General features: G+C 69.2%; 14 protein-coding genes. 11 read left to right on the top strand and 3 right to left on the bottom strand.

All coding sequences use genetic code 11. The annotated features are described in order from the left end of the window. Positions 1 to 32 precede the first annotated feature (32 nt). The 11 genes from J2X20_RS17630 (at position 33) to J2X20_RS17580 (ending at position 11,317) form a co-directional block, all read left to right on the top strand. Positions 33 to 905 (top strand): LysR family transcriptional regulator, encoded by an 873-nt coding sequence (locus J2X20_RS17630; protein ID WP_310267203.1) that lies wholly within the window; start codon positions 33 to 35, stop codon positions 903 to 905. A 236-nt stretch (positions 906 to 1,141) separates the two neighbouring features. Beyond that, positions 1,142 to 3,103 carry a tRNA uridine-5-carboxymethylaminomethyl(34) synthesis enzyme MnmG gene (gene mnmG, locus J2X20_RS17625; protein ID WP_310267202.1) on the top strand — a complete coding sequence of 654 codons (1,962 nt, stop codon included), beginning with the start codon at positions 1,142 to 1,144 and terminating at the stop codon, positions 3,101 to 3,103. Next, the gene (gene rsmG / locus J2X20_RS17620) at positions 3,100 to 3,726 is read left to right on the top strand and encodes a 16S rRNA (guanine(527)-N(7))-methyltransferase RsmG (protein WP_310267201.1); all 627 of its coding nucleotides are present in this window, start codon (positions 3,100 to 3,102) and stop codon (positions 3,724 to 3,726) included. The genes mnmG and rsmG overlap by 4 nt, the downstream gene beginning before the upstream one ends. 77 nt (positions 3,727 to 3,803) lie before the next feature. Next, entirely contained in the window at positions 3,804 to 4,577 is a 774-nt protein-coding gene (locus J2X20_RS17615) for a ParA family protein (protein ID WP_310267200.1), read from the top strand. Further along, positions 4,574 to 5,116, top strand: coding sequence for a GNAT family N-acetyltransferase (locus J2X20_RS17610; protein WP_310267199.1), 543 nt, complete (start codon positions 4,574 to 4,576; stop codon positions 5,114 to 5,116). Before J2X20_RS17615 ends, J2X20_RS17610 begins: the two co-directional genes overlap by 4 nt. Further along, positions 5,109 to 5,855 carry a GNAT family N-acetyltransferase gene (locus tag J2X20_RS17605; RefSeq protein WP_310267198.1) on the top strand — a complete coding sequence of 249 codons (747 nt, stop codon included), beginning with the start codon at positions 5,109 to 5,111 and terminating at the stop codon, positions 5,853 to 5,855. The genes J2X20_RS17610 and J2X20_RS17605 overlap by 8 nt, the downstream gene beginning before the upstream one ends. A gap of 108 nt (positions 5,856 to 5,963) precedes the next feature. Then, on the top strand, positions 5,964 to 6,998 hold the full coding sequence (locus J2X20_RS17600) for an OmpA family protein (RefSeq protein ID WP_310267197.1): 1,035 nt from the start codon (positions 5,964 to 5,966) through the stop codon (positions 6,996 to 6,998). Between the two features lie 31 nt (positions 6,999 to 7,029). Beyond that, positions 7,030 to 8,070: an OmpA family protein gene (locus J2X20_RS17595; RefSeq protein ID WP_310267196.1), complete on the top strand. Its 1,041-nt coding sequence runs from the start codon at positions 7,030 to 7,032 to the stop codon at positions 8,068 to 8,070. 19 nt (positions 8,071 to 8,089) lie between these two features. Next, entirely contained in the window at positions 8,090 to 9,121 is a 1,032-nt protein-coding gene (locus J2X20_RS17590; protein WP_310267193.1) for an OmpA family protein, read from the top strand. 31 nt (positions 9,122 to 9,152) lie between these two features. Next, the gene (locus J2X20_RS17585) at positions 9,153 to 10,238 is read left to right on the top strand and encodes an alpha/beta fold hydrolase (RefSeq protein ID WP_310267191.1); all 1,086 of its coding nucleotides are present in this window, start codon (positions 9,153 to 9,155) and stop codon (positions 10,236 to 10,238) included. A gap of 110 nt (positions 10,239 to 10,348) precedes the next feature. Next, entirely contained in the window at positions 10,349 to 11,317 is a 969-nt protein-coding gene (locus J2X20_RS17580) for a hypothetical protein (RefSeq protein ID WP_310267189.1), read from the top strand. 15 nt (positions 11,318 to 11,332) lie between these two features. Here J2X20_RS17580 and J2X20_RS17575 read toward each other — a convergent pair whose 3' ends face one another. The 3 genes from J2X20_RS17575 to argC all read right to left on the bottom strand — a co-directional run bounded on the left by J2X20_RS17575 (position 11,333) and on the right by argC (position 16,102). Further along, positions 11,333 to 12,691, bottom strand: a complete 1,359-nt coding sequence (locus J2X20_RS17575) for an esterase/lipase family protein (RefSeq protein WP_310267188.1) — start codon at positions 12,689 to 12,691, stop codon at positions 11,333 to 11,335. Then, positions 12,688 to 15,084, bottom strand: a complete 2,397-nt coding sequence (locus J2X20_RS17570; RefSeq protein WP_310267187.1) for a hypothetical protein — start codon at positions 15,082 to 15,084, stop codon at positions 12,688 to 12,690. Before J2X20_RS17570 ends, J2X20_RS17575 begins: the two co-directional genes overlap by 4 nt. A gap of 70 nt (positions 15,085 to 15,154) precedes the next feature. Continuing rightward, a complete protein-coding gene (gene argC, locus J2X20_RS17565; RefSeq protein WP_310267186.1) occupies positions 15,155 to 16,102 on the bottom strand; it encodes an N-acetyl-gamma-glutamyl-phosphate reductase in 948 nt (315 codons plus the stop codon). Positions 16,103 to 16,133 lie beyond the last annotated feature (31 nt).

Below are 16,133 nucleotides of genomic sequence, written 5' to 3'. Positions count from 1 at the left end.
AATTCAGACATACCGTCTCAAACACAAGACATATGGACCTCAACGCACTGGCGGACTTCAACCTGGTGGCCACGCACGGCGGTTTCGGCCGCGCCAGCCGCGCCAGCCGGCGATCCAAGGCCACCCTGTCGCGCCGCGTGGCGGATCTGGAGGAACAGCTGGGCGTGCGCCTCATCGAGCGCAGCGCCAAGGGCCTGGAGCTGACGGAAGCCGGCCAGCTGCTGCTCAGCCGCACCGAGGGGCCGATGCACGAGGTGACCGATGCCATCACCTCCGCGCGCGAGGGCGCTGCAACGGTGAGCGGCCAGTTGCGCATCGCCGCGCCGCTGCTGTTCTCGCAACTGGCGATGGGGCGGCTGTGCGCCGACTTCCGCGCCCTCTACCCCGGCGTGACGGTGGACGTGGTGGGCGAGGACCGGGTCGTGAACCTGGTGGACGAGCGCTTCGACGTGGCGATCCGTCCCAACCCGCGCATGGACACCGCGCTGGTCGGCCGCTGCTTTGCCAAGGACCGCATGGTCGTCGTGGCTGCGCCGGCCTTTCCCATGCCGCCGCCCGGCCCGGCGCCGGTGGATGTGCCGGCCGTGCTGTCACGTCGCGACGATGCCCCCTGGCGGGTCGACGGCGGCCTGATCCTCATGCCCGTGCCCGTGCTCAGCCTGTCCTCCATGCTGATGGTGAGGGACGCCGCCATCGCCGGCGCGGGTGCCGCGCTGCTGCCCCAGTCCATCGTCTGGCACCAGCTGAGCCGCGGCGAGCTGGTGCAATGGGGCACCGTCGCGGACAAGACGGTGGACCTGTGGGTGCTGCACACCTCACGCCGCCTCGCGAGCCCCAAGGTCAAGGCCTTCGTCGACTTCCTGTGCGCGCGTTACCCGCAAGGCCTGCTGACATTGCCGGGCTGATGCGTGCGGGGCGCAAAAGCCCTGCGCCCTGCGACATCCTGGGGTGACTTATCCACAGCCGCTTCGTAAAATTCGCGGTTCGCTTGGAGGATGTGGCGCCCCTCGGCCAAGGAGTACCTTGGCCGGTCCCCCGAGGGGACGGCGATGCTTGCCGGCTCGACCGCCAAGCACATCGCCAACGCGGGCCGGCTAGGGAGCGGCCCGGCGCTCGGCCCGAAATGCGGAATGGATAACTGATGCTTTACCCCAAGGAATTCGATGTCATCGTCGTCGGCGGCGGCCATGCCGGCACCGAAGCGGCGCTCGCCGCGGCGCGCATGGGCGCGCAGACGCTGCTGCTGACCCACAACATCGAGACCCTGGGCCAGATGAGCTGCAACCCCAGCATCGGTGGCATCGGCAAGGGCCACCTGGTGAAGGAGGTCGACGCGCTGGGCGGCGCGATGGCGCTGGCCACCGACGAGGGTGGCATCCAGTTCCGCATCCTCAATGGCAGCAAGGGTCCGGCCGTGCGCGCCACCCGCGCCCAGGCCGACCGCATCCTCTACAAGGCCGCCATCCGGCGCATGCTGGAGAACCAGCCCAATCTGCAGCTGTTCCAGCAGGCCGTGGACGACCTGATGGTGGAAGGCGACCGCGTTGTCGGCGCCATCACCCAGGCCGGCATCCGTTTCCGTGCCCGCGCCGTCGTGCTGACGGCCGGCACCTTCCTGGACGGCCGCATCCACGTCGGCCTGGAGAACTACAGCGCCGGCCGCGCCGGCGACCCGCCGGCGGTGTCGCTGTCGGCGCGCCTGAAGGAATTGAAGCTGCCGCAAGGCCGGCTCAAGACCGGCACGCCGCCGCGCCTCGACGGCCGCACCATCGACTTCTCCAAGTGCGAGGCCCAACCGGGTGACCTGGACCCGGTGCCGGTGTTCAGCTTCCTCGGCAACACGGCCATGCACCCGCAGCAGCTGCCGTGCTGGATCACGCACACCAACCTGCGTACGCACGAGATCATCCGCAGCGGCTTCGACCGCAGCCCGATGTTCACCGGCGTCATCGAGGGCGTGGGGCCGCGCTACTGCCCCAGCATCGAGGACAAGGTGAACCGCTTCGCCGACAAGGACTCGCACCAGATCTTCCTGGAGCCCGAGGGCCTGACGACGCACGAGTTCTACCCCAACGGCATCTCCACCTCCCTGCCCTTCGACATCCAGCTGGCCGCCGTGCGCAGCATCCCGGGCCTGGAGAACGCCGACATCCTGCGCCCCGGCTATGCCATCGAGTACGACTACTTCGACCCGCGCGGCCTGAAGGCCAGCTTCGAGACCAAGGTCATCCAGGGCCTGTTCTTCGCCGGCCAGATCAATGGCACGACGGGCTACGAGGAAGCTGCCGCGCAAGGCTTGTTCGCCGGCCTGAACGCGGCGCTGCAAGTGCGCGGCGACGGCCCGTGGACGCCGGCGCGCGACCAGGCCTATCTGGGCGTGCTGGTGGACGACCTCATCACCAAGGGCGTGACCGAGCCCTACCGGATGTTCACCAGCCGGGCCGAGTTCCGGCTGCAGCTGCGCGAGGACAACGCCGACGCCCGCCTGACCGAGACCGGCCGCCAGCTGGGCCTGGTGGACGACGAGCGCTGGACCGCCTTCAACCGCAAGCGCGACGCTGTTTCACGTGAAACCGAGAAGCTGAAGAGCACTTGGGTTCACGCAGGCATCCTGCCGGCAGCGGATGCCGAACGTCTCGTCGGCAAGGCGCTCGAGCGTGAATACACGCTGGTCGATCTCCTGCGTCGGCCCGGCGTGGGCTTCGACACGGTCGCCGAGATCGCTGCGATTGCACGACCCGAGGCCGGTGTTTCACGTGAAACCTTGAACGCCGAGCTGGGCGCGGAGTTGGCCGCCCTGGTCACCGAGCAGGTCGAGATCAGCACCAAGTACGCCGGCTATATCAACAAGCAGGTCGATGACGTCGCCCGTGCCGCCCACTTCGAGCACTTGAAGCTGCCCGAGGATCTGGACTACCGCCTCGTCCACGCCCTCTCCTTCGAAGCGCGCCAGAAGCTCAACAAGCACAAGCCTGAGACCCTGGGCCAGGCCTCGCGCATCTCCGGCATCACGCCGGCCGCGATCTCACTGCTGCTGGTGCATCTGAAGAAGGGCAAGTTCAAGGGCTTCACGGAAGCGGCCGACGTTGCGGTGTCTGCATGAGGGACACGCTCGCCGCGGCAGCCACCGAACTCGGCCTCGAACTCAGCGACACCCAACTCGACCAGCTGCTGGCCTATTTGGCCCTGCTGCAGAAGTGGAACAAGGTCTACAACCTGACCGCCGTCCGTGACCCGGCGCAGATGCTGAGCCACCATCTGGTGGACAGCCTGTCGGTCATCGCGCCGCTGCAGCGCCACGGCGCGCCGGCGCGGCTGATGGACGTCGGCGCCGGTGGTGGACTGCCCGGCGTCGTCATTGCCATCTGCTGCCCCGGCACCGACGTCAGCTGCGTGGACGCCGTCGCCAAGAAGGCCACCTTTATCCAGCAGGTCGCGGCCGAGCTGAAGCTGCCCAATCTGCATGGCGTGCACAGCCGCGTCGAGCAACTGAAGACCGAGCCGTTCGGCGTCATCACCTCCCGCGCCTTCGCCTCCCTGGTCGACTTCACCAGCCTGACCCGCCAGCACTTGGCCGAAGGTGCAATCTGGATGGCCATGAAGGGTCAGCATCCCGCCGACGAGATCGCCGCCCTGCCCGCCGACGTGGAGGTGTTTCACGTGGAACAACTGGCCGTCCCGGGCCTCGATGCCCAGCGCTGCATCATCTGGATGAGGCCCCGCTGAGGTCACTTCACGGGTCGCGCCGGAGGGTCGACCCGTCTTCTCCCCGGTACGATGCCGGCAGTCGAGAACTGGAACCCATGGCCAAGATTTTCTGTATCGCCAACCAGAAGGGCGGCGTCGGCAAGACCACCACCACCGTCAACCTTGCCGCCGGCCTGGCGCAGATCGGTCAGCGCGTGCTGGTCGTCGACCTGGACCCCCAAGGCAACGCGACCATGGGTTCCGGCATCGACAAGCGCACGCTGGAGCTGACCGTCTACGACGTGCTGCTGGAATCCGCCAGCCTGGCCGAGGCCAAGACCCGGGCCGAGAAAGCCGGCTACGACGTGCTCGGCGCCAACCGCGAGCTGGCCGGTGCGGAGGTGGACCTGGTGGCGCTGGAGCGCCGCGAGGCCCGGCTCAAGGCCGCCCTGCACGACGCCGGCAAGGACTACGACTTCATCCTCATCGACTGCCCGCCCTCGCTGTCCATGTTGACGCTGAACGGCCTGTGCAGCGCCCATGGCGTCATCGTGCCCATGCAGTGCGAGTACTTCGCGCTGGAAGGCCTGACCGACTTGGTCAACACCATCAAGCAGATCCACGCCAACCTGAACAACGACCTGCAGATCATCGGCCTGCTGCGCGTGATGTTCGACCCACGCATCACGCTGCAGCAGCAGGTCAGCGACCAGCTCAAGGCCCACTTCGGCAACAAGGTCTTCGACACCGTCATCCCGCGCAATGTCCGCCTGGCCGAGGCGCCGAGCTATGGGCTGCCGGGCGTCGTCTTCGATCCGAGCTCCAAGGGTGCCCAGGCCTTTGTCGACTTCGCCAAGGAAATGGTGAAGCGCATCGAGACGATGCGGTGAGTGCGCCCCTGCTGCGCCCCCTGCGCGCCGACGACGCGGATGCCGTCGCCACCCTGCACGCGACGAGCTGGCGCAGCGCCTACCGCGGCATCGTGCCCGACGACTTTCTCGACCACGAGGTCTTCGCCGAGCGCCAGGCCGTCTGGCGCGAGCGCCTTCAGGGGTCAGCTGTTGCATCGGCCTTCGGCATCGTGGCCGAAGACGCCACCGGCCAGATGATCGGCTTCGCCTACGTGCTGCCCGGCCACGACCCGGTCTGCGGCACCCTGGTCGACAACCTGCACGTCCACCCCGAGCTGAAAGGCGGCGGCATCGGTCGCAAGCTGCTCCAGGCCGTTGTCCGCGAGCTGGGGCCGGACCACGCCCAGCCCCTGTATCTCTGGGTGTTGGACCAGAACGAACCGGCCAAGCGCTTCTATGCCCGCCTGGGTGCGGAGTTCATCGACCCCGGCACGACCCCGCCTTTCGGCGGCGTCTGCCTGCCCGAATGGCGCTGCATCTGGCGCGAGCCCTCTACCCTGCTGTCCGACCATGCTTGACCCTCTCGCCCTGCGCGCCGAGCACGCCGGCCTGGACGCCAGCGCTCCGCCCCAGCAAGCCGACATCGACGGCTGGCTGATCCGCCTGTCGCCCGGCAAGGCCAAGCGCTCGCGCTGCATCAACGCGCTGCGCGCCGGCACGCTGCCGCTGGACGACTTGCTGGCCCGCTGCCAGCAGGCCTATGACGCCGCCGGGCTGCCGCTGGCCATCCGTGTGACGCCCTGGAGCCAGCCGGCCGACCTCGACGCCCGGCTCGCTGCCAAGGGCTGGGGCGTCTTTGACGCGGCCGACGTCATGGTGATGGGCACGCTGGCATCCGACCCCGCGCCAGCCGCCCTCCAGGCCCTGGATGCTCCCACCTACGCCGCCACCGTCGGCGCCCTGCGCGGGTCATCCCCCACGGCCATAGCCGCCCACGCCGAGCGCATCGCCAACGCCCCGGTCACCTACCAGGGCTTTGCGCTGAACGACGCCGAGGGCCGGCTGCTGGCCTGCGGCCAGATGGTGGTCGATGGCGATATCGTCGGCCTCTACGACATCTTCTCGGCTGTACCGCGCCAGGGCCATGCCGAGCGCCTGTGCCGGGCCCTGCTGGCCCTCGCCCACGACCGGGGCGCCCGCCAGGCCTATCTGCAGGTCGGCAGCGACAACGAAGTCGCCAAGCGTCTGTATGCGCGCATGGGCTTTGTGTTCGCCTACCGCTACCACTACCGCAGCCCGGAAAAAGAGCTGCGCTGAATTCCGGGGGCGTCCCCCCTTTCGGCTCCCACGTTTGCAGGTCGCCGTGGCAGGGGTCTCGCGCGTTGGCTGCGTCAACATCCGCGCCACCTCAAACCGACGCCACCCATGACGCTCCACCGAGCCGCCCTCACCCTCCTCGCCTCCTTCGCCCTGGTCACCACGGCCCTCGCCGACGCCCCCAAGGCTGATGTCTCCGGCAGCGCCGACCACCCCGTCCTCAAGCGCTTCACCGGCAGCGTGCTGGCCGGCTATGCCCAGCAGGACTGGGAGCAGCGCAGCTTCCCCGACGCGAGCGGCGTGTCCAAGACCGAGAACGACAAGTTCAACCGCCCGGTGAACCTCGAGGGCAAGGCGACCCGCCTCTTCTATCTGGGACAGCTGGGCAAGAGCCCGCTGGAGGTCTTCCGCAACTACCAGCAGGCCCTGAATGCCGCCGGCTTCAAGGTGACCTGGCAATGCGAGAGCGAGGCCCAAGGTTGCGTCAAAGCCTATTTCGCACTGGACGGCTATGAGCGCGCCAAGGGCATGCGCTGGGCCGAAGGTGATGTGCCCGGCGTCGGTGCCGAGTACCGCAGCAGCTCCTGGCCCCTGGCCATGTCCATCAGCTACGACCAGGCCCGCATGCTGGTCGGCACGCTGAGCAGCGGCGGCCGCACGCTGAACCTGCTGCTGTTCACGTCCATGGCCGCCACCGAGCACACCAACCGCTCGGCCACCTATATCGAGATCGTCGAGCCCAAGGCCATGCCCACCGGCCAGGTCACGGTGGACGCCAAGGCCATCGCCTCCGGCCTGCAGGCCGAAGGCAGGATCGCCCTCTACGGCCTCTTCTTCGACACCGGCAAGACCGACATCAAGCCCGACAGCAACGCCCAGCTCGACCAGATGGTGGCCACGCTGAAGGCCCAGCCGGCCCTCAAGGTCCTCATCGTCGGCCACACCGACAACGTCGGCAGCATCGACGCCAACCTCGCCCTCAGCGAGGGGCGCGCCAAGGCCGTGGTGGCGGCGCTCACGCAGCGCGGCATCGCCGCCAACCGCCTGCAGGCGCGCGGCATCGCCAACTTCGCGCCCGTGGCCTCCAACGCCAGCGAAGACGGCCGCGGCAGGAACCGCCGTGTCGAGATGGTCCTGCAATAACGCCTCAACTCCAGTGACGACGAACCGCAAGATGCGAAGCAGCTTCACCCTGGCCCTGCTGCTCGCCGTGGGCCTGGCCGGCAGCGCCGCCCGCGCCGCCGACGAAAGCCCCACGGCCGACGTCAAGGGCAGCGCCGACCATCCCGTCATCAGCCGCTTCTCTGGCAGCCTGCTGGTGGGCTATGGCCAGCAGGACTGGGCCACCACCGTGCTGCCCGGCGCCGGCGGCATGTCCAAGACCGAGCGCAACAAGTTCGCCGACCCGCTGCAGGTCGAGGGCAAGATCACGCGGCTGTTCTACCTGAGCCCGCTGGGCAAGACGCCGCTGGAAGTCTTCCGCAACCAGCAGCAGGCGCTGATGGCCGCGGGCTTCAAGCCGCGCTTCAGCTGCGAGGTGAAGGACTGCCTCGGCCCGGCCTATTTCGCCATCAAGGACGACAACCGCGGCAAGGGCATGGACTGGGCCAAGGGCTATCTGATCGGCGTCAAGGGCAACAACTTCAGGGGCGCCAAGTGGGGCATCCCGATGTCCGTCACCTACGACGAGGGCCACATCCTGGCCGGCACCCTGACCCGCGGCGGCAGCACGCTGCAGATCCTCGTCTTCACCTCGCTGGCCGAGAACGAGTACACCGACCGCGCCGCCAGCTATGTCGAGATCGTCGAGCCCAAGTCCATGCCCACGGGCCAGGTCACGGTGGACGCCAAGGCCATTGGCGCAGGCCTGCAGGCTGAAGGGCGCATCGCGCTGTACGGCATCCTCTTCGACACCGGCAAGGCCGAGCTCAAGCCCGACAGCGACGCCCAGCTCGACCAGATGGTGGCCGTGCTGAAGGCCCAGCCCGCGGCCAAGGTCTTCATCGTCGGCCACACCGACAACGTCGGCAGCGTGGACGCCAACCTCAAGCTCAGCCAGGGCCGCGCCCAGGCCGTCGTCGCGGCGCTCGCGCAGCGCGGCATCGCCGCCAACCGGTTGGCCGCGCACGGCAATGCCAACTACGCGCCCGTGGCCTCCAACGCCAGCGAGGAAGGCCGCGCCAAGAACCGCCGCGTCGAGATGGTCCTGCAATAACAACCGAGACAGCACACCCATGAAGATCACCGCCCGCCTCACCGCCGCCCTGCTGGCGGTCGTCGCCCACGCCAGCGCGATGGCCGCCGACCCGCCCTCCTATGGCGATCTGCCAGGCGCGGCCGACCATGCCCTCATCAAGCGCTTCGCAGGCTCCTGGCTGGCCGGTCAGCGCACCTCCAACTGGGATGCCGCCGCCATGCCCTCGAGCGTCGAGCTGTCCAAGTCCGACAAGCGCCAGTTCAAGGACACGCCGCTCAACCTCGAAGGAAAGGTCACGCAGACGGTCTATATCGCGCCGCGCGGCAAGTCCAATCTGGAGGTCTGGCGCAACTACGAGCAGGCGCTGAACGCCGCCGGCTTCAAGAAGCGCTTCGCCTGCGAGCGCGACTGCTTCGACCTCTACTTCGCCTGGCTCAAGCTGAGCGATCCGATGAAGGGCATGGTCTGGGCCAAGGGCTATGTCGAGACGCCCAGCAGCGGCCGCTACAGCCTGGGCTCGGCCCTGTCCGGCGACGAAGGCCGCATGCTGGTCGGCACCCTGGGCAAGCCCGGCCAGGAAGCCACCGTGCTGATCTACAACTCGCTGGCCGCCAACGCGACCACCGGCCTGGTCGCCACCTATGTGCAGGTCGTCGAGCCCAAGCCCATGGAGACGGGCCAGGTCACGGTCGACCCCAACGCGCTGCAGGCCGGCCTCGTCGCCGAGGGCCGCGTCACGCTGACCGGCCTGTTCTTCGACACCGGCAAGACCGAGCTCAAGCCCGAGTCCAAGGCCCAGCTCGAGGCCATGGCCGAACTGCTGAAGAACCAGCCCACGCTGAAGGCCTGGATCGTCGGCCACACCGACAACGTCGGCGGCTTCGATGCCAACCAGACCCTGAGCATGGAGCGCGCCCGCGCCGTCGTGCTGGCCCTGACCGCGGCGCCCTACAAGGTCGACCCCAAGCGCCTCAGCGCCAAGGGGCTGGCCAGCCTGGCGCCGGTGGCGGGCAATGGCGACGAGGCGGGGCGGGCCAGGAACCGGCGCGTGGAGCTGGTGGCGCAATAGCCGAGCCTGCAGCGGACGCAGCACGCGCAGAATGACCGCCGTGACGCTGCGCCAGTCGATCCGCTTTGCCACCGCCGCCGACGGTGTGCGCATCGCCTACGCCACCAGCGGCAGCGGGCCGCCGCTGGTGAAGATCGGCACCTGGATGTCGCACCTCGAATTCGATCTGGGCAGTCCTGTCTGGGGCCATCTGCTGAGCTGGCTGGCGCAACGCTTCACACTGCTGCGCTACGACCAGCGCGGCAACGGCCTGTCGGACTGGAATGTTGCCGACCTGTCGTTCCAAGCCTGGGTGCGCGACCTGGCCACGGTGATCGATGCCAGTGGCCAGGACCGTGTAGCCCTGCTCGGCCTGTCGCAGGGCGCGCCGGTGGCCATCGCCTATGCGGTGCGCTACCCCGAGCGCGTATCGCACCTGATCCTGCACGGCGGCTACGCACGCGGCCGGCGCCGCCGCGGTGCGGACGCCGCGCCCGAATCACTCGACGCGGCCGTGATCCAGCTGATCGAGCATGGTTGGGGCGGCGACGACGCGTCCTTCCGACAGTTCTTCACCAGCCAGTTCGTCCCCGATGGCACGCCGGAGCAACACCGCTGGTTCAACGAGCTGGAGCGCGTCTCGGCCTCGCCCGGCAACGCTGCACGGTTGCTGCGCCAGATGTACGACATCGACGTCACCGCCGACCTGGCCGCTGTGACCTGCCCGACGCTGGTGCTGCACGCCAGCGGCGACCTGCGCGTGCCCTTCGGCGAAGGCCGGTTGCTCGCAGGCGCGATCTCGCACGCGCGCTTCGTGCCGCTGGACTCGCGCAACCACCTGATGCTGGAGCACGAAGCCGCGTGGCGGCGCTGGACCGAGGAAGTGGCGTGGTTCATGGAGGTTCGCGAGGAGATGCCCACCGTGGACCCGGCGCGCCTGGCCACCCTGACGCCGCGCGAGCGCGAATTGCTGGAGCTGATTGCGCAGGGCCGCGACAACGCGCAGATCGGCGCGCTGCTGGGCCTGTCGGACAAGACGGTGCGCAACCACATCACCAGCATCTTCGCCAAGCTGGAGGTCGAAAACCGGCCCCAGGCCATCGTGCTGGCGCGCTCGGCCGGCCTGGGCACAAACTAGGGCGACGGTCCCACCGTCGCGCTATCTCGCCGGGACTGGCGCCTCAGGCGCGCACGGTGCGCCGAGACCATCCTTCCGTCACGTCCATCGACGCACTGGAAGGAAATGCCATGCCCATCGCCACCGATCCCCTCGCCCAAGACAGCGCCAGCTATGCGCGTTGCATCGAAGTGTCCAAGCGCATCCGCTGGGACATTGACCGCGACGTCATCCGCGGTCGCCACTTCGACCTCGCCAGCAAGTTCCTGCCCGACGGCCTGTCGCTCGCGCATGAGCTGCCGTTCCTGACGCCAGCGCAGCGCCTCTTCTATGGCCAGGTACAGGGCCGCACCTACGCCAACATGTTTGGCATGATCGAACGCTATATAGGCGTCAAGATGCTCGAAGTGGGTCGTTCGCACGGGTTCGGCGACCAGACCGCCTTCGAAGCCCTCGTGCGCCTGACCGACGAGGAGCTCAAGCACCAGGAACTGTTCCGCCGCATCGAGCGCCTGGCCGCCGAGGCCATGCCGCCGGGCTACCGTTTCGCGCTCGACGGCAACGACGTCGCCGCCTTCGTGCTCGGCAAGTGCAGCTGGGCGGTGCTCGCGTTGACCTGCCACATCGAGTTGTTCTCGCAGGCCCACTACCGCGCCAGCATCGAAGGCGCCGCCGGCCTGTCGGACCTGTTCAAGGACGTGTTCCTGTTCCACTGGAAGGAGGAGTCGCAGCACGCCATCCTCGACGAGCTCGAGTGGGTACGCGAGGACGCGACCCTCACGCCAGCCGCGCGCGATGCGGCGGTGGGTGAGCTGATCGAACTCGTCGGCGGGGTCGACAGCCTGCTGCAGGTCCAGGCCCGCGCCGATGCGGCCTATTTCCGCGACGTGACAGGCATTGGCGCTGATCACAGGGAAGCCGTCGAGTCCAACACGCTGCGCGCCTACCGCTGGCAGTACATCGTCTCCGGCGTTCTGGAGCCGCGCTTTCAGAAGGCGCTCGGCGCGCTGACGAACGACGCGCAGATGGCGCGCATGCAGGCCGCGCTCGGTCCGCTGATCGCCTATGTCGGCGACTGCGGAGAGCCCGCCCTGCACTGAGGGACTGGCCTCAGCTCAACGCAGCCGCCTGTCCAGCCACTCCAGCACCCTCAGGTCCTGGAAGTAGTTGGTGTGATGCGTCTCGGCGCTGACACCGAGGTCCTCCCACTGCGGCGCGGCCAGCACGGTGTCGCCGAGGCGGTTCATGGACGCGCTGTCGACGACGAGGTCATTGGGCTGGTCGAAGATCAGGTCGGCGCCGTAGTACATGGCCTGGCCCTTCAGATGGGTCACGCGCTTCCACAGCTTCCACAGCGGCTCGTTGACCTCAGCCGGCTGGAAGCTGCCGCCGATGGCGCGCAGCTCGGTGCCCGTGGACAGCGGGTAGAGCTGGGCCAGCTCCAGGTTGTTGTTGACGCGGCCCATGGCCAGCAGACCCGGCACCAGGCCGACGGCGGCATCGACCAGCGGCGTGCGGGCGCCCAGCTCCAGCACCTTGCCCAGCACGCAGGCCAGGCCGCCCACGCCCAGGGCCAGCACCTGCAGGCCCGGCGGCGCGACCTTGCCGGCCTTGGAGGCCACCTCGGCGACCGCATCGGCAAAGCTGGCCAGGGTGTCCAGGGCTTGGCGCAGCTTGTCGGGCGCGGCCAGCGACGTGCCCCCCAGCGGCGCACCGACGAAGAGAGCCTGGCGCGCGCGCAGCTCGGGCGCCATGCGCAGCAGCCAGGAGATGACCAGCCCACCGCGGCTGTGGCCGACAAAGTCGAACTCGGCCGCGCAGGGCTTCAGCGCATCGCGCAGGGCCAGCGCGTTCAGCCAGGGCGGGACGGACAGCGTCGGGTGGTCGAAGGCCAGCACGGCGGCATACGTGCCGCTGGCATCGGCCAGGCGCTGCAGCAGGGTCTCGCCCTCCACCGTCGCGGTGAACTCCTTGGCATACATGGCGCTGGCGCTGAAGGTGCCGTGCACCAGCACCAGCGCACGCCCCTGCAAGGCCTCCAGCTCGCCGGCTGCCAGGGCCACCCAGCCCTGGCCATCCCAGCGGCGCAGGCCCTGGGCGGGCACGCTCAGGGCAGCCAGCACGGGGTTGAGCCGGCGGTCCAGGCCCTGCAGGGCTTCGGTCAGCTGGTTGGCGCCCAGTTCGGGGAAGGCAATGCGCTGCACCGTCTCGCGCGACTCCGGCGCGAAGGCGCGCCAGCTGCGCCGGCCCTGGCTGCCGAGCTGGCGCACCGGCGGCTCGTAGACCCAGCGCAGCAGGCCGCCTTCGTCGTCCCCGCGCACCAGGCGTACGGCCGCCCGGCCATCCGCGGCACGCGCATCGAAGCCGCGGCGGCGGCGCTGCTGGATGGGGGCGCGTGCCGTCTCGCCCGCAGGCGCCGCCACGTCGAGTTGGTCGCCCACCTCGGCCCACAGGGTCTGGCTGGCGGCGCTCATTGGTCGTCCCTCAACAAAGGCAGCGGCGTGATCTGGCGCTGACGCGCCGTGATGATGTCCAGCATGGAGTCGTAGTCGGCGCGCACGCCCAGGGCCTCGACGCCCGCCTCGATGGCTTCGATGAAGCCGCAGTGTTCCGTCAGCCTGACGGTTTCGATGGGCACGAGCTTGCGGTCCAGGATGAGCTGGCGTACCTCGTCCCAGCTGGCGCGGCCGGCATGCCAGGGCACGGACTGGGCGTTGGCCGCCGAGCTGCCGCTGGCATCGGCCTGGACGGCACCGCTGAAGTTGCCCTTCATCTGCATATAGTCCTCGCGGAAGGACGGATGGCGCCACCAGCCCGGCAGCGCATGGCCTTCGAGCAGGAAGACGACCGGGTAGATGTCCACCAGCTCCAGACAGGCCGCGAACAGCAGGGCCAGGTCGATGCAGGTGCCGGCTCTGTCGGCCCACACGTTGGACGGCATGCGCAGGCGCTGCGAGTCGAGCTGCTGGCTGTAGCTGGGCGGCGGGTTGATATAGCCGAGCTGCCAGTCATGCAGCAGCGTCGCCCACAGGGCCTCGACCTGGCGGTCCACGCCGCGCAGCATCTCTTCGTCCAGACGGCCATCGGGCACGCACTGGTAGCCCTCGAAGCCCGCCGTCGGGTCATCGCGCAGCACGCGGTTGTAGCGCTGCGACTGCGACACCGCGCGCACCACAGCCGGGTCGCGCGGCAGCACGAAGGAAGGCAGCCATTGGCCGTCGCGGCGGTTGTCGCGCCACTGGTCCACCGGCAGCAGGCGCAGGCGATGGCTGTCGTGGTACAGCACCTGGTCACCCTGGCGCACGCGCACCTGCAGACTCGTGTTGATGGCCTCGTGCACGCCGCGGGCGACGTCGGCCGTCAGCGGCACATGAATGTCCTTGGTCAGGTTCTCGCGTTCGTAGCGCATGGTGACGCGCCTCTCGTAGCGCGCCTCCTCGTCGCCCATGTGAACGGCCACTTCCACGTCCAGCGGCTCGGCGCGCGCGGGCGCGTCGCAGCTCAGCACGAAGCGGCGGAACAGCGGCTGGGCGTTGTGCAGCACGGCGTAGTTCAGCTCGGGGAAGGGCTCGATCTCGCAGCGCACCTCGGTCGTCGCCGGTGCGGCCGCGGCCAGGGCGTGCCGCCGAGCCTCGTGGGCGGTGCGCGTGGCCTCGTCGACAAAGACCGGCCCGCCCAGCCACAGCGTCACGCCGGTCGCGTCCACGGACTCGGGCAGCGCCCTCACCTCTTCCCAGACCTTGCCAAAGGCCGTGGGCAGGTCGAAGCCGCTGGCGAACAGATGGCGCAGCAGCTGGGTGATGGCGTACTCAGCCAGCGAGTCGTCAAAGGCGTCCTGGAAGCCCAGGGCCGCCAGCGTGGCGCCCTCGGCGATCAGCATGGGCGCCAGGCGCGCGGCACTGTTCCAGACGTTGAGCGTCGTCAGATAGGGCGGCGTCTGCCCCACCGCGCCGGCCACGGCCTCGGCCAGGGCCTGGGCGTGCACGAGGCGAGGGTGGCCGCCGGCGCCGCGCAGCAGCAGGCCGTCCAGCAGCCGGCGCGAATCGGCCAGCAGCTCGTCGATGGGCTGCACGCGGTCAGGCGCGCCGGCGCGGTCCGACTCCGGCGCCTCGACCAGGGCGCCCTTGCCCACCACCAGGCCCAGCTCGCGCAGGCCCTGGTGGCTGTCCATGCCGGCCACATGCAGCAGATGCGGCGGGCGGGCCTTCAACTCGGCCTTCAGTTCCTCGAGGCTGGGATAGTTCAGCACGCGGGGTGTCGGCACGCCCGCAGGCAGGGCGGCGGCCAGGTTCTTCAGCTCGGCGTCCACCGTCCAGCGCTCGCAGAGCTCGGTCGGCAGCGCGTTGACGACGAGGACGCGCAGGGCGGTCCAGGCCGGCAGCACGACGGGCGGGCGCGGCACCGGCTGCCATTGCCCTTCCACCTCATGCTGCAGCTGCAGCTCGCGGATGACGGTCAGTGGCCGCGGGCGGTCGGTGGCGCGGCGGCGCTGCTCGCGGGTGGCGGCGGCCAGCACGTATTCCCACGGGAAGATGCGCCCTTCCCAGCACAGGGCTTCGTGCTGGAAGGGCACGCGCACGACCAGGGTCGAGGCCTCGCCCAGGGCCTGGATCTGGGCCGCGGACAAGCCGAGCAGCTTCAGCGTCTCGCGGGCATCGATCTGGTGCTGCTCGCGCGCCTTGGCGTCGCGTACCCAGCGCTGGCGGGAGCGCAGCACATAGGTCCAGCGCAGCGCCTGCTGGGCCATGCTCTGGCGCGAACGCAGATCGACGCTGGCCAGCGCCACGCCCAGGGCGTCGCCGGCGCTGGCGATGCGCACACCTTCGAGCAGCTGCTCATGCTCGGGCAGCGTTGCGGTCTTGCCCACGGGCGGTCTCCTGTCTCGGGGACCGCAGTATCGCGACGCCGCGCCATCGCGCAACGCCCCGATTTCTGCTTCAGACCAGGCCGAGGCTTTCCTCGACGCCCAGGTGCACGTTCATGCTCTGCACCGCGGCGCCGCTGGCGCCCTTGCCCAGGTTGTCCAGGCGGCTCATCAGCAGGACTTGCGTATCGCTCGCAAACACGAAGAGGTCGACGCGGTTGGTGTCGTTGCAGGCCTGCACGTCGAAGAAGCCGGCCTCCAGCGTCGCCGCGTCGCGCAGCGGCTTCACGTTGATGAAGCGCTCGCCCTCGTAGTGGGCGGCCAGCGCGGCATGGACGGCTTCCGGCGTCGTGCCGGCCTTGAGCTGGCTCAGGTGCAGGGGCACGCTGACGGCCAGGCCCTTGTAGAAAGTGCTGACGATGGGCTGGAAGACCGGCGGCGTCGCCAGGCCGGTGTGGGCAGCCATCTCAGGCAGATGCTTGTGCTTGAGCGCGAGGCCATAGGGCCGCGGCGCCTGCAGATGGGCCGGCAGCGGCTGCTGCTCATAGTCGGCAATCATCGACTTGCCGCCGCCCGAGTAGCCGGTGATGGAGGTGGCGCTGACGGCCGCGTCCTTGGGAAGCAGACCAGCATCCACCAGCGGGCGCACCGCAAGGATGAAGGCGCTGGAATGGCAGCCCGGGTTGGAGATGCGCTTGCTGGCCTGGATGGCGCCGCGCTGGCCCTTGGCGAGCTCGGGCAGGCCGAAGGCCCAGCCGGGCGCCGTGCGGTGGGCGGTGCTGGCGTCGATGAGGCAGGTGCGGTCGTTGTTGACCATGAAGGCGGCCTCGCGCGAGGCGGCATCCGGCAGACACAGAAAGGCCACGTCGGCGGCGTTCAGCAGGCGCGAACGCTCGGCCGGGTCCTTGCGCTTGTCGGCGTCTATCTTCAGCACTTCGATGTCTTTGCGGGCCGCGAGGTACTCGTGGATGCGCAAACCCGTGGTGCCTTCCTGGCCGTCCACAAACACCTTGAACGTCATCGCCGTCACTCCAACCGCTGAAAATCGAACT

The sequence above is a fragment of the Roseateles saccharophilus genome (assembly GCF_031458095.1).
In the GTDB taxonomy this organism is placed as follows: domain Bacteria; phylum Pseudomonadota; class Gammaproteobacteria; order Burkholderiales; family Burkholderiaceae_C; genus Pelomonas; species Pelomonas saccharophila_A.
Note: the sequence above shows the minus strand (reverse complement) of the source record. Positions and strands in the feature narration are given on the sequence as shown.